The organism is Paenibacillus sp. J22P218, assembly GCF_056269195.1.
This window is the reverse complement of sequence record NZ_JBWDNL010000006.1, coordinates 176,970-189,729: the sequence shown is the minus strand read 5'-3', so window position 1 is coordinate 189,729 and position 12,760 is coordinate 176,970. Positions and strand designations below refer to the sequence as shown.

Sequence of the window (12,760 nt, the reverse complement as noted above, 5' to 3'; positions counted from 1 at the left end):
CAGCCCGTTCATACGTCATGGGGTCTGCCTTTTTTCATTGTATAGGCCGATCGGCCGACTTGCCGAGCAGTTCTGGCAAGGTGACCAGCTCGTAGCCTTTGTTCCTTAATAGGAGGATGAGTTGCGGCAATGCCTTAACCGTCCCCGAGAGGTCTTGTCCATCGCCGCCGCCTGCGTGCTGGAGAATGATCGAGCCTGGCTGCAGTGTCTTCTTGATGTTGCGAAGCACGGCTGAACTTGGACTGTTCTTCCAATCAACGGAATCGACATCCCAATTCACGATCGTATAACCCGCTAGCTTGCTCCATCTCACTTGCTGCGGCAATAGCTCTCCGTACGGAGGGCGTACATAACGCGGTGAATAACCTATAATGTTCTTGAGGATTGCGTCAGTGCTCCATATTTGCTTGCGGTAGCCGCTAAGCGATAGTTTAGACATAACAGCGTGATCGTAAGAATGATTGCCAATCGTATGGCCTTCACGTTGAATGCGCTGAACAAGCTGCGGATGCTTCTGCGCACGGTTGCCAACAATGAAAAACGTTGCGCATACATCATATTGGGCCAAAATATCAAGGATGGCCGGCGTATATCTCGGATCAGGCGCATCATCAAAAGTAAGAGCAACCTTCCTCGAATTTCGAGGTCCGTTAAGCACGTAACTGCCGGGAAATTGTTTTTGCAGCTTCACCCATGACATGTCGTCTTTCCGCTGTTGTTTCGCGGCCTGTTTCGGTTTAAGGGAAGCATGCGCAAGAGATGCTCTAGACGAAGAAGTGCCGATTCCGGCATGCAGCATTAAGCAAATAAGGAGCAGTACGGCCGATTTCATTGCCATAGAGAGTCGTTGTGTGCGCATTCAGCTTCAATCTCCGATCGATTATTGTGGAACAGGCAATGCGGCTAGTGTTCCCGAGCGTCATCTTTTCATGCGCATTGTCAATCCGAGGAAGAGACGATATAATGAAAACGATTATCATATGCATTCATAGTGCAGCCGTCATTAGACGGCGAAAGCCGTTTACGGTTGTAGGAGGGGATGGATTTGAATATGGATGAGGCGATAGCTGCTTTATTGAATGATGAGTTTAACTTGGCTGTTCACGACAAAGAGAGCATCCTATTTAGTTGCGCGGCAACTGATTTGTTGAATGAGAATATAATGAAGCAAGTACTTAATACATATATGCCATTAGTGAAAGGCACCGATATTTCGGTAGCCGAGGTGTATATGGCAGGCTGGTTCAGAGGTCCGATGCTTGGTATGCTGTATATGCTGTCGGCGTGGAACAAAACGCTCGATCTATCGCTTGAAAATATTCAGTTCCAAGTACATGAAGCAACGTATCAGGATCGCAAATATGTTAGCTGCGCATTGAAGCTTAATCATACAGATTGGGTCAACGCACCAGATGATGAGGGAGAGCTCGAGCTTTGGAAGACGGAGAAGCTTGGCGATTACTTCGCTCATACGGTGAGACCGATCTACGATTCGATTGAACGGGCTGGAACGCTTAAGAGCGCGATGTTATGGGGACAATTGCCTACCTCCCTTGCCTATGGCTATGATCGATTGATGGCGTCCGCCCAATGCGATTCTGTTAAGCAAAAGGCGGAGGCCAATTACAAGCTGGTCAAGGAGCTTGATCCGGCGTTGTTCGGAAGAAACAAAAATCCGTTAGCCGTTAAGTTTCACATGACGGAATCGCTTCAGGATCCGAACAAGCAAGTGCGTATGAAGTCCTCTTGCTGTTTGTATTACTTGGTGGACAGCGGCTACTATTGCTTTACATGCCCGCGCATGAAAGAAAGCGAGCGAGAGAGCCGACGAGAGGCGTATCGTATGGAGAATCAAGCGCAATTATAAAATATAGGAGAAAAAGCCCCTCAGAGGCCCGGCACTTCACACCGGTCTCTCTGAGGGGCTTTTCCTATTAATGACTGTTATTATTTCACTTTGAATACTTGAATCGTCCGTTGAAGCTGGGTAGCCATCGTTAACATACGCTCTGTTTCCGTAACGACGGTTTGTACCGAAGTAATTTGCTCGTTCATCGAAGCGGATACTTGCTCAGTGCCGGCAGCCGATTGCTGGGTAATTGCCGAAATATTCTGAATGGCTCCTGCGATTTTGCGAGCGCTCTCAAGCATCGAATCGCTTTCTTGCGCGAATGCGTAGATTTGCTCGGTAATGAATTGAACGCTTTGAACGATGTCGGCAAATACAAGCTCCGATTCGCGAATACGCTCAGTCTGCATATGTACAACCTCTTCGTTAACCTTCATATTGCTGATCGTATGTTTAATGCCTTCGTCAATGCTCTTCACGAGCGTGAATACTTGCTTGGTAGAAGACGTCGACTCTTCGGCTAACTTGCGCACCTCTTGTGCGACAATAGCGAAACCTCTGCCATGCTCTCCCGCTCTGGCAGCTTCTATGGAAGCGTTAAGCGACAGCAGGTTGGTCTGCTCAGCGAGGTCGGAGATCGTCTTCGTAATAGCCGATATGCCCTGAGCTTTGCGGGCAAGCTCTTCGATTGTCATCGACACTTTAGCTGTAGCCTCTACGTTGCGGCGCATCCCGTCGGACTGTACTTCAAGCGCTTGACGGCCTTTCTCGACCAGCTGAAGTGTGTGCTCGGACCGATTGTTCATTTCTTTCGTAGCGCTTGCGTACGATGTAACCCGCATTTCAATTTCGTGAATGGAATCGCTCATATCGGCGACATCCTCGGATATTTCATTTGCCCCCGTTGCAAGCTCATTGGCAGAGGCAGCGACCTGCTCCATCGCGATCTTAATGTTGCTGTTCTTATCGAAGATGCTTCTGCTTGTTTCGGATACATGACGGGTAATATTGGATGTCTCGGTCAATATGTCCTTCAGCTTGTCGATCATACTGTTAAAAGCATGTCCCAGCTCGCCCAATGCAACGGAAGAGGTCATATCAATTTTTTGCGTAAAATCGCCTTTGGAAATTCGGAACGCTGTGTTTGACATCTCATCGAAGGAATGGTTGATCGCCTTCTCGATAAATGAAATGAGAGGGAACGCAACTATGGCTACAACAATGGTAGCGATGATACCTCCGATTAACGATCCGCCGGAAAACTGCAATATAAGCAGCATTGCAATAGCAAAGATCAATAAATTGAAGTAAACCGTAATCAAAAGTTTATTTCGTACGGATAACGAATAGTACCATTGGCTCATAATGTAAGCGCTCCTTTTAATAGATTATCCATATTATAGCACCGCTATCGAATAAGGTCTATAATTGTCGATTACGAAATGAATCCTTTTTACCCATTGTAATAAGCGCAAAATGTTGTTCGGAAAATACTAAACTTATTTTCGGTGAATGAAAAATTAGAAAATGATACCATTTAAAGAGAATTAGACAAGAGTAATCAATAATTACATATGATCAAAACCAGGATAATAGAACTATCTTTAAAATGACTTTAATGGGAAAATATACTTCTTGTTTCGATATGAAGAGGGTTTCTTTTCTTTTGATCATTGATAAATAGTCGAATTGAATCATAAATAGTAATATTTTATCAAATTTTATCTTGTAATAGGGACGAAGCGCATATATAATATGCCTTGAGAACTATACATATAAAATTTTACAATAAATAATAAGGAGGAATGTTTGTATGGAAATGGATTCTATGCCACTCGCCCGTCAAATCGATTTTGTATTTCGTAAGCTGGAGGGGGAGCTCACGAACGCTGCAGCAGGAACGGTAATGATTCATATTCGTAATAATGCAGTTGGCAAGTTCGGTCTCAGGCATCACCCGATCGAAAGCAGGAACGGCAAGTTCGAAAGCCAAGGGCAAGGGCTTACGTTATTACAAGTGCAAGAATTTCGTAAAATGGCGATTGAGGCGCTTAAATTTCGCAGAGATTGGACGCATGGCGAGATCATGTATGACTTTTCTGTTCGGCCTAGCGCCGGTTCCTGGTCTGCAAGTATCCTCTACGAATCCAACTATAATATGGCCAATTGGAATACCCGCTTCGTTCCTAAGCAGCATGATCTGCGAGAATGGCAATAATGGTGAATTCGGCTGTCTGCTCACATGCAGGCGGCCCCTTATTTTTTAAACGAAATTTAACTTCACTTTCGGGGAAGCCTTGGACTATGATAAATACAATCATGCTCGGAATCGAGGTTATATCCGTTAATGAAACAGGTGCTATATATAGAAGACGACAAAGAAATCGGAGCTTGGGTCAAGGAGGATTTGGAGCGGCGCGGCTATTCGGTAGATTGGCTGATTGCAGGCGACACTGCTGTGAGTCGTGTTGGAGCTGCAGATATTGTTGTATTGGACGTCATGTTGCCCGGCCTTGACGGCTTCACGATCGGGCAACGACTGAAGAAGGAAGCTCCGCAGGTTCCGATTCTTATGTTATCCGCACGAACGGCGGTAGATGATAAGCTGCAAGGTCTTCGCTTCGCGGATGATTATTTGACGAAGCCGTTCCATCCCGACGAGCTTGCGGCAAGACTGGATGTACTGCTGCGCAGATACGGTCAACCGATCGAGCTTGAGCTGGCGATCGGTCATTTGGTTATTAAGCCGCAACTGCAGGCCGTGTACGATGAACGAACAGGGGATGAGATACCGCTGACTCCGAAGCAGCTTCAAATATTATTTTATTTTCTGGACAACTTGAACCGAATTGTTACGAAGGAACAAATTTATGAAGCAGTATGGGGAGATCCGTATATCGATGGCGACAAGACGATTATGGTTCACATCCGGTATCTTCGCGAGAAGATCGAACTCGATCCAAGCAATCCGCTTATTATAGAGACGATTCGTGGGATCGGCTATCGGGTGAAGCGATGAACAGGCCGAGCAACGATTCGCGGAAGATGGGTTTGAAGCGTTCACTGCTTTCGCGTTACATGTTAATCGTGTTGTGCGCGGTGATGCTGCTTCCGATATCGCTGCCCGTCGTGTCGGTGATCGTCTTCTTACAGGGCGGAGGCAAGATAGCGGATACGAAGGAGTCGAGACTATACCGCGACGGAAACCAATTGGAGACGATGTGGCATGACGAAGCGGCAAGACTGAGCGGACAATCACCTGAGCAAGTTGATGCAGCGCTTATTCGTAAGAAAGCGGAGTATCCGAAAGCGACATTATTTTGGGTGGATGGCAGCGGGCGTACGAAGTTACAGCTCCCAGTGAGCGAGCAATTGCAATTGCCTGTGCAGTGGAGCACATCTTACACCGTACAATTTATGAAAGATAGCGTAGGCGGAGATGATTTTACGATTGTTGCGTTTATCGGGGATTCACGCTCGGAAGGATTTATGGTATTCAAAGTGCCTAGGGTGCTGATGCAATCTGGCGCGGGTAGTGCTTCCAAGTCGATCTTACCGATGTACCTTATCGTTTTATCGATCGTGCTAGCGATTTTTTTATTTATTTCAGTCCTTTTTTTCAACGGCATTCGCAAGAGACTCGTTCGCCTGCAAGCGGCTATGGCGCTTCCTGCGAACAACGGCATACCGGCTCCTGTCGCCACGAACAAGCCGGATGAAATCGGCCAGTTGGAAGTTGCCTTTAATGAGATGGTGAGGAAGCTGGAGGCAAGCCGCGAGCGCGAGGCGAATGAGGAGGGACTAAGGCGTGAACTGATCGCAAGGCTTTCTCATGATCTAAGGACGCCGCTTACTGCGATCAGAGCGCATGCATTCGGCCTGAAGCAGGAGACACTGTCCGAGGTAGGTCGGCAATCGCTGCAATTAATTGATCGGAAGATCGAATATGTAAGCCAATTAATCGAGAATCTGCTTTCTTTCACACTGCTGGAATCGGGCAAATATCCGTACCGGCCGGAGCGAATTGATATTGTTCGGATGGCGAGGGCATCGATTGCTGGCTGGTATCCCGCGTTCGAGCAGCAAGGCTTCGATATCGATATTAACCTGCCGGATGTTCCTGTGTATTGGCACATCGATCCCGAATGGATGGAGCGAGTGCTAGACAACTACTATCAGAACGTGCTGCGTCATGCGCAGTCGGGGCGGTATGTTGCGCTTCGAATAAGCGAGGAGCAAGGCGGAATTTTGACAATAGCGGATCATGGTCCAGGTATGGATGAGACGTCCGAGGAGAGAGGCGCAGGCATCGGTCTTGCGATCGCTTCCTTGATGCTGGAGGAGATGGGACTGTTCAGCCAGATCGCAAGCAGCAGCGAGGGAACGATAATTCATATTGCTGGTTCTGTATCGAACCGTCAGGAGGACACTCCTTGACGGTTTTTCTTGTTTTTTTAAACAAAACTTAACCTTGCTGCTCCTGTTGTCTTAACCTAACGCCTTTATGATGATTACAGAGGTGATGGGCAATGACAACGAATAAAGAGATGATATTGGAAACACGAGGGCTTACGAAAAAATTAGGCGGAAAGCCCGTCGTTAAGGATGTTAATCTGAGAATTGAACGCGGCGATATATACGGCTTTCTCGGCCCGAACGGTGCAGGGAAAACAACGACGATCCGCATGCTGCTCGGACTGGCGAAGCCGACTAGAGGCCAGGTCCGCATTTTCGGCAAAGACATAAGCAAGGATCGACTAGAAATTCTGCGCAAAGTAGGATCGCTCGTTGAGTATCCGTCGTATTACGGGCATCTGAATGCGATTGAGAACTTGGAGGCGGTTAGACGACTTCTAAATGCGCCTAAGTCACGGATTGACGAGGTGCTGTCGATCGTCCGGCTGACGAAGGATGCGAAGCGCCCTGTCAAAGGTTACTCGCTTGGAATGAAGCAGCGGCTCGGTATTGCGACGGCGTTGCTAGGAAATCCTGAGCTGCTAGTGCTCGATGAGCCGACGAACGGTCTTGATCCGGCAGGCATCTTGGAAATTCGCGAGTTGATTAAGAGCTTGCCGAGGTCGCATGGCGTTACGATTCTAATTTCCAGTCACTTGTTGTCTGAGATTGAGCAGATGGCGACAAGAGTAGGCATTATCGCAAAGGGCAGCTTGATTTACGAGGATCGGATTGAGAAGCTGCGCGAGCGCGCGCAAGGCCATATCCGCCTCGGTGTAAATGATCCGGAAGCCGCATGGGAGCTGCTAAGCGCATGCGGGATTAGTGCTTCGCTGGACGAGGGCAAGCTTACGGTCGCGGAGACGGATAATGCGGCCATAGCCGCAATCGTAGCAAGACTCGTTGGCGGGCATCACCAAGTATTCCGCGTGGAAGAAGAGAAAGTATCGCTGGAGAGCATTTTCCTCGATATGACAGGAGTGGAGGGGAGCTTATGATGCTGCGCATTATGTCTGTCGAATTCCTCAAGCTGAAGAGGAAGCTCGTCTGGCTGCTTGTCTTATTAGGGCCTTTCGGTGTAATTGCGCTGCAAGCGGTCAACTTCGGACTTCGCTACGATTATTTGACGCAAATATATGCCGAAGATCTATGGGGCGGATTCATTCATAATGTCTCTATGCTCATGCTGCCTACGTTGTTCATCGGACTAACGATTCTTGCCTCCATGACGGCTGGCATTGATCATCAGATGAATGCATGGAAGCAGACAATGGCGCTTCCAGTAGGCAAAGCGAGGATTTTCTTCGGCAAATTCGCGGTAACGGCCTTATTGCTGTTGTGCTCCAGCACACTGCTTGTTCCGTTCACCGTTGTTCTGGGCATCTTGCTCGGTTTTGGCGTAGAGGGAATACCGATTGCCGATCTGATGACGACCGTTTATTACCCATTCCTTGCAATCATGCCTTTCGTTGCTCTCCAAGTAGGGCTATCGGTCATTATACACAACCAGGCATTGCCGTTAACCGTCGGAATTATCGGTATGATTGCGGGCATGTTCGCTTCCCAGTTTCCCGATTGGATGCCATGGAAATGGCCGTACCTCATTAATGCTTGGGATCTGCCGCTGTATTCGGTAGGAGCGGGCTTGACGCTAGGGCTCATCGTCTTGCTCCTCGGCATGTATCAGTTTGTTAGAAAGGATGTGAGGTGATGATCGGCATGATTCGGTCGGAATGGATGAAGCTTAGACGATCGGTTGTATGGCTGCTCGCAGCTGTAAGTCCGCTGTTCGTGGCAGTCATCGGCATAGTGGAATTGGAGAAGGGGGTACAATTTCCTTGGGTAGAGGTGTTGTCGATAGCTTCCGCGCTGCATGCCATGCTGTTCCTGCCGCTGCTCGTAGGTATATTCGCCGCTCTCGTGTGCAGGTATGAGCATGTCGGCGGAGGCTGGAAGCAGATGCTGTCGCTCCCGGTATCGAGAACGGGGGTGTACGCCGTCAAGCTGGGAATGGTCATGCTGCTTGTTGGCGTAACTCAGCTTCTATTGCTATTGTTCATCCTGCTGCTCGGCTTCATGAAGGGGTTCAGCGGCGATATTCCATGGTCTATTCTGCTTGGATCGATGCTTGGCGGCTGGGTCGCATGTCTGCCGCTCGCGGCGCTGCAGCTATTCGTATCGATAGCGTTCCAGAGCTTTGCTGCACCGCTCGCGGTTAATGTCGTATTGACGCTGCCGAACATTCTCATCGTCAATTCTTCGCAATACGGACCTTATTATCCGTGGGCGCAGCCGATGCTGGCCATGCTGCCGCGCGACGATTACGGGTTCGGCGCCTTTAACATGTCGACGGAGACGTTGTTTATCGTAATAGTAGGCGGTTTCTGCGTATTCGGGCTGGCAGGCTGGACCTATTTCCAGCGAAAAGCGGTCTAGTAAGCAAACTCCAGATCCGGATACACATATGGAGTTGCCGGCGCTTCGATTCGCTCGATCTTCGTAGCTTCAAGCGTAATGATCTCATTATCCATGTAGCTGGTCGTCTTAAGCGTTCCTTTGACGGATACCCATTCGTCTGCGGCATACTCGTTAGCTTTGGGCCATTCAATCATAAGCCCGTATGGCAAGGCGTCGGCCGAGCAGCAATTCATAGCGAAGCGGCTGACCGCGATTCGATCCTTGCCCATTTCATCTTCTCGGTAAACGAAGCCTGAAAGGATGACTTCCTTGCCTAAGAAGGCTTCCCGGTACAAATCAAGCGTCGTCAGCGTCTCGATAAATTGTTTCTCGGGCACTTCTATCGCAGGCAGGGAATAGAGGATCTTCCCATAGTTCGCATGGTCGATCGTATATTCGTCGTAAGGGAAAAGCGCATCGAGCATTTTTTCTTCCGATACTGGCGCAGGGTCAACCTCAGGTACAGGCGCAGTTATCAGGTCAGTCCGTTCAAACGAAGGGCTTCCCGATAAACTGACGCCTTTCTTAGCTGCAAGGGCGCTGCCAAGCGTCCCGGTCGGTGCCAGGAAACCGAGCGCGAGCGGCAGGAGAAATAAGCCGTAAATGAGCGTATTCTTGGCAATGGAAGGCGAAGGCTCATGGTCATGCTCGCAGCCGCAGTCGACTTCCTGCTTGCCCATGCGCTTCTGAAGGGCAGCATATATTTGATAGATCGCTGCGGCATATAAGCCGATGGCCGACAGCTTCACGTACAGTTCCATGCGGGGGGCGATATATAGCGTCATCTCATCCGTCTGGAACAAATAAACGATAAAAAAGGCAAAGCCGGTTAGTATGGTTGCGCGCAGTAAATGGTGGATCATATGAATACCTCCGTTAACCAAGCCCCGATGAAAGTAAGCGAGGCTGTTAATGCGATAAGAGCGAGCACGATTCTAATGCGGAACGTCGACAGCAGCATCAGCGTATTTTTCAAATCGATCATTGGTCCGAATACGAGAAAAGCAAGCAGCGGGCCGAAATCAAAAATGCCGCTGAAGGAAGAAGCGATGAAAGCGTCGGATGTGGAGCATATCGATAAGATGAAAGCGAAGCCCATCATGAACACGTATGAAAATACGGGCTGCTCCGCGAATACGGCAAGCGTGCTGCGATCGACAGCCGTTTGGATGATTCCGGTAAGCAACGCGCCGAATATTAAATATTTGCCCATCTCAAAAAACTCGTCGGATGCGTGGGCCATCGTGGATGACATCCTGGAGCGGAAGCCCTTGCCGCCAATTCCATGCTCGTGCTCGTGGCTATGGTGGTGATGGTGATCATGGCCGTGTTGATGTTCATGGTCATCGGTGTTCGAATGCTCATGGTTTTGCCGAGGCATTGCTTTAAGAGGGCTTCTCTTCATGAACTTGTAGAGCAGCAACCCGATGATGAAAGATACTGCGAAAGCGAGTCCCATCCGGGCGAAAGCCATCTCCGGCGTCGTACGGAACGCGGTGTATGTAGATGTGTATACGATAGGGTTCACAATAGGCCCGGCGAGCAAGTATACGATGCCGATATACGCGGGCATCCCTTTGCGGATCAGACGTCTGACGACGGGAATCATACCGCATTCGCACAATGGGAACAGAAGGCCGAGCAATGCGCCGAACAGCACGCCGGCAATCGGATTTTTTGGCGTCCATTTCTGAATGAGCTCGTCCGTTACGAATACTTGCAGCAGCGCTGAGAAGAGTACGCCGAGCAGGATGAACGGAAAAGCTTCCAATATGATGCTAATGAACAATATTTTGAACGACTGGAAGTTAGCTTCCGTGAAAATGGCCGTAGGCAGCTCGCGATTCGTGACGATCAGGGTTAGCATAATCAGGCTGCCAACACCGAGAAGCGGCGTTCCGAAACGGAATATCCATTTAAGCATGCGGTGCGTCTCTCTCCTTTTAATAGTAATTATTACGATTACACGACTTAATATAGCATATGCTCCCAATTTTGGCTATAGGACAACTTTATTCCTTGCAGGCGTCTTGCCGCCAGCTTCAAACGTTTGCGTATGAGCGCATGGCTTCTTGACATTCATGTCAGCGCGAGTATAATCAGTTTAAATGCGATGATGGGAACAAGTAAGCTTGAGGCGAATTGCGTGCAGAGAGCCGGTGGTAGCTGCGAACCGGTGCAAACCTCGAAGCTGAATGGAACCCGGAGCCGATGTGCGGAACCGGTAGCTGCAGCTCTGCCGAAAATGTTCATCCGGATGCTCACCGTTACTGAGCGTTAAGGTTTGTGCGGCATTCGCCCCTGCATTAGGGTGACGGGCGGCGCAGACGAATTAGGGTGGCACCACGATCTCTCGTCCCTTGCGGCGAGGGTTTTTTTGCGTTTTTACGAACCCTTATATCGATAAAGTTGATGGCCATAGAAAGGTGGAGTTGAATTTGAAAAAAGTACTATCCGGCATTCAACCAAGCGGACAGCTTACACTCGGAAACTATATCGGAGCGTTGCAAAACTTCGTGAAGCTCCAGCATTCCGAGGAATGTTTCTTTATGATCGTGGATTTGCATGCGATCAGCGTCCCGCAGGATCCCGCTAATCTTAGAGAGCAGACCGAAGCGGTAGCGGCGCTCTTCATCGCTGCGGGTATCGACCCGTCGAAGGCAACGGTCTTCGTTCAATCTCATGTGCGTGAGCATGCCGAGCTCGGATGGTTGTTCACGACGCTAGCCAATATGGGCGAGCTGGAGCGTATGACGCAATTCAAGGATAAGTCGTCAGGAAAAGAATCCGTCGGAGCGGGCTTGTTCGTGTATCCGACGCTGATGGCTGCTGATATATTGCTGTATAACGCGGATCTTGTGCCGGTAGGCGACGATCAGAAACAACATTTGGAATTGACTAGAGATCTGGCGCATCGCTTCAACACGCGCTTCGGATCGTACTTTACGATTCCAGAGCCTTATATTCCGAAGGTAGGCGCGCGCATCATGTCGCTTGACGATGCAAGCAAGAAGATGAGCAAGAGCAATCCGAATCCGGCGAGCTTCATCGCGTTGCTCGATCCGCCGGATGTCATCCGCAAAAAAATTAGCCGAGCGACAACCGATTCCGGCCGCGAAGTGAAATATGACCCGGCGAATAAGCCGGAGATCAGCAATCTGATTGGGATCTATTCGCACTGCGCGAACATGAGCATTGCAGAGATCGAGGCGCGTTACGAGGGGCAAGGCTATGGACCGTTCAAGAAGGATTTGGCCGAGCATGTTGTCTCCGTGCTTGAGCCGTTGCAGAACAAGTATCACGATATTCGCAATTCAGGCGAGATTCATACGATCTTGAAGCAAGGCGCTGAGCGTGCGTCTGAAGTAGCTTCCCGCACGCTGGCAGATGCGAAGGATCTAATGGGCTTCCTTCGCCCGCGCGGCTAGCGGATAACGATAGGAAGAAGCAACAAGGCTGACGCCAGGTGGCGTTCAGCCTTGTTGTTTCTTGCGGCGCATGCGCGCCTTAACGATAAAACCGGCACCGGTCGTGAACAGCCATAGCAGACCGAACAATAGTACTAGCCAGCCGCTATGACTGATGGATATAGCCATTGCGCTCATCCATATGACGGATACGACGGCGAAAAATAAGGATAGTTGCTTAGACATGACGTTATTCTCTCCTTCACAAACTTTAATCATATTTTTTTGGGGGATAGAGCATAGTTTCTCTTCTTGTGCACATAATAAGTTTGCACCACACAATCAAGCGCAGGAGACGAAAGGAGAAATACCTCATGGCAGGAAGCAGAAGCAATACACTGATCGTTCCACAAGCAAGTCAAGCTCTTAATCAACTGAAGTTGGAAGCGGCACAAGAACTCGGTGTACAAATCCCGGCAGATGGCTATTACGGTAACATTTCAACTCGTGAAGCGGGCTCCCTTGGTGGCTACATCACGAAAAAGCTAGTCCAAATTGCTGAACAACAGCTTTCTGGCGGCTACCGTTAAGC

The 12,760-nt window shown here is 49.3% G+C and carries 14 protein-coding genes and 1 other annotated feature; of the genes, 9 read left to right on the top strand and 5 right to left on the bottom strand.

From position 1 onward, the window contains the following. Positions 1-34: 34 nt before the first annotated feature. Positions 35-859 carry a polysaccharide deacetylase family protein gene (locus AC0YN0_RS24500; protein ID WP_475823613.1) on the bottom strand — a complete coding sequence of 275 codons (825 nt, stop codon included), beginning with the start codon at positions 857-859 and terminating at the stop codon, positions 35-37. A 192-nt stretch (positions 860-1,051) separates the two neighbouring features. Between AC0YN0_RS24500 and AC0YN0_RS24495 the strand changes: the two genes are divergently transcribed. Next, complete coding sequence (locus AC0YN0_RS24495; protein ID WP_475823847.1) at positions 1,052-1,867, top strand: (2Fe-2S)-binding protein; 816 nt, start codon at positions 1,052-1,054, stop codon at positions 1,865-1,867. Positions 1,868-1,947: 80 nt separating this feature from the next. On the opposite strand, the gene AC0YN0_RS24490 is transcribed toward AC0YN0_RS24495, so the two are convergent. Then, positions 1,948-3,213 (bottom strand): methyl-accepting chemotaxis protein, encoded by a 1,266-nt coding sequence (locus tag AC0YN0_RS24490; protein WP_475823612.1) that lies wholly within the window; start codon positions 3,211-3,213, stop codon positions 1,948-1,950. A 449-nt stretch (positions 3,214-3,662) separates the two neighbouring features. On the opposite strand from AC0YN0_RS24490, the gene AC0YN0_RS24485 reads away from it, so the two are divergent. From AC0YN0_RS24485 to AC0YN0_RS24460, 6 genes are all read left to right on the top strand, one after another. Further along, a complete protein-coding gene (locus AC0YN0_RS24485; protein WP_475823611.1) occupies positions 3,663-4,067 on the top strand; it encodes an O-methyltransferase in 405 nt (134 codons plus the stop codon). Between the two features lie 129 nt (positions 4,068-4,196). After that, positions 4,197-4,868 (top strand): response regulator transcription factor, encoded by a 672-nt coding sequence (locus AC0YN0_RS24480; RefSeq protein ID WP_475823610.1) that lies wholly within the window; start codon positions 4,197-4,199, stop codon positions 4,866-4,868. Continuing rightward, positions 4,865-6,286 carry a HAMP domain-containing sensor histidine kinase gene (locus AC0YN0_RS24475; protein WP_475823609.1) on the top strand — a complete coding sequence of 474 codons (1,422 nt, stop codon included), beginning with the start codon at positions 4,865-4,867 and terminating at the stop codon, positions 6,284-6,286. Before AC0YN0_RS24480 ends, AC0YN0_RS24475 begins: the two co-directional genes overlap by 4 nt. Positions 6,287-6,378: 92 nt before the next feature. After that, a complete protein-coding gene (locus AC0YN0_RS24470) occupies positions 6,379-7,302 on the top strand; it encodes an ABC transporter ATP-binding protein (protein WP_475823608.1) in 924 nt (307 codons plus the stop codon). Further along, positions 7,299-8,015 (top strand): ABC transporter permease, encoded by a 717-nt coding sequence (locus AC0YN0_RS24465; protein WP_475823607.1) that lies wholly within the window; start codon positions 7,299-7,301, stop codon positions 8,013-8,015. The genes AC0YN0_RS24470 and AC0YN0_RS24465 overlap by 4 nt, the downstream gene beginning before the upstream one ends. Then, positions 8,015-8,740, top strand: a complete 726-nt coding sequence (locus tag AC0YN0_RS24460) for an ABC transporter permease (RefSeq protein ID WP_475823606.1) — start codon at positions 8,015-8,017, stop codon at positions 8,738-8,740. The genes AC0YN0_RS24465 and AC0YN0_RS24460 overlap by 1 nt, the downstream gene beginning before the upstream one ends. On the opposite strand, the gene AC0YN0_RS24455 is transcribed toward AC0YN0_RS24460, so the two are convergent. Then, positions 8,737-9,624 carry a TIGR03943 family putative permease subunit gene (locus AC0YN0_RS24455; protein ID WP_475823605.1) on the bottom strand — a complete coding sequence of 296 codons (888 nt, stop codon included), beginning with the start codon at positions 9,622-9,624 and terminating at the stop codon, positions 8,737-8,739. The two genes, AC0YN0_RS24460 and AC0YN0_RS24455, sit on opposite strands and share 4 nt — an antisense overlap. After that, positions 9,621-10,685 (bottom strand): permease, encoded by a 1,065-nt coding sequence (locus AC0YN0_RS24450; protein WP_475823604.1) that lies wholly within the window; start codon positions 10,683-10,685, stop codon positions 9,621-9,623. Before AC0YN0_RS24450 ends, AC0YN0_RS24455 begins: the two co-directional genes overlap by 4 nt. A 180-nt stretch (positions 10,686-10,865) precedes the next feature. Beyond that, positions 10,866-11,125 (top strand) — a binding site (T-box leader). Between the two features lie 74 nt (positions 11,126-11,199). Between AC0YN0_RS24450 and trpS the strand changes: the two genes are divergently transcribed. Beyond that, positions 11,200-12,189 (top strand): tryptophan--tRNA ligase, encoded by a 990-nt coding sequence (gene trpS / locus AC0YN0_RS24445; protein WP_337098128.1) that lies wholly within the window; start codon positions 11,200-11,202, stop codon positions 12,187-12,189. Positions 12,190-12,234: 45 nt separating this feature from the next. Here the strand turns inward: trpS and AC0YN0_RS24440 are convergent, their stop codons facing one another. Further along, the gene (locus AC0YN0_RS24440; protein ID WP_442051500.1) at positions 12,235-12,414 is read right to left on the bottom strand and encodes a DUF5325 family protein; all 180 of its coding nucleotides are present in this window, start codon (positions 12,412-12,414) and stop codon (positions 12,235-12,237) included. Between the two features lie 128 nt (positions 12,415-12,542). On the opposite strand from AC0YN0_RS24440, the gene AC0YN0_RS24435 reads away from it, so the two are divergent. Further along, positions 12,543-12,758 carry an alpha/beta-type small acid-soluble spore protein gene (locus AC0YN0_RS24435; protein WP_337098126.1) on the top strand — a complete coding sequence of 72 codons (216 nt, stop codon included), beginning with the start codon at positions 12,543-12,545 and terminating at the stop codon, positions 12,756-12,758. Positions 12,759-12,760: the final 2 nt, after the last annotated feature.

Coding starts and splice junctions, on each gene's coding strand:
- AC0YN0_RS24485 (WP_475823611.1), top strand. CDS start 3,663: ATGGAAATGGATTCTATGCCACTCGCCCGTCAAATCGATTTTGTATTT.
- AC0YN0_RS24500 (WP_475823613.1), bottom strand. CDS start 859: ATGCGCACACAACGACTCTCTATGGCAATGAAATCGGCCGTACTGCTC.
- AC0YN0_RS24470 (WP_475823608.1), top strand. CDS start 6,379: ATGACAACGAATAAAGAGATGATATTGGAAACACGAGGGCTTACGAAA.
- AC0YN0_RS24455 (WP_475823605.1), bottom strand. CDS start 9,624: ATGATCCACCATTTACTGCGCGCAACCATACTAACCGGCTTTGCCTTT.
- AC0YN0_RS24495 (WP_475823847.1), top strand. CDS start 1,052: ATGGATGAGGCGATAGCTGCTTTATTGAATGATGAGTTTAACTTGGCT.
- AC0YN0_RS24465 (WP_475823607.1), top strand. CDS start 7,299: ATGATGCTGCGCATTATGTCTGTCGAATTCCTCAAGCTGAAGAGGAAG.
- AC0YN0_RS24460 (WP_475823606.1), top strand. CDS start 8,015: ATGATCGGCATGATTCGGTCGGAATGGATGAAGCTTAGACGATCGGTT.
- AC0YN0_RS24490 (WP_475823612.1), bottom strand. CDS start 3,213: ATGAGCCAATGGTACTATTCGTTATCCGTACGAAATAAACTTTTGATT.
- AC0YN0_RS24440 (WP_442051500.1), bottom strand. CDS start 12,414: ATGTCTAAGCAACTATCCTTATTTTTCGCCGTCGTATCCGTCATATGG.
- AC0YN0_RS24480 (WP_475823610.1), top strand. CDS start 4,197: ATGAAACAGGTGCTATATATAGAAGACGACAAAGAAATCGGAGCTTGG.
- AC0YN0_RS24475 (WP_475823609.1), top strand. CDS start 4,865: ATGAACAGGCCGAGCAACGATTCGCGGAAGATGGGTTTGAAGCGTTCA.
- AC0YN0_RS24435 (WP_337098126.1), top strand. CDS start 12,543: ATGGCAGGAAGCAGAAGCAATACACTGATCGTTCCACAAGCAAGTCAA.
- AC0YN0_RS24450 (WP_475823604.1), bottom strand. CDS start 10,685: ATGCTTAAATGGATATTCCGTTTCGGAACGCCGCTTCTCGGTGTTGGC.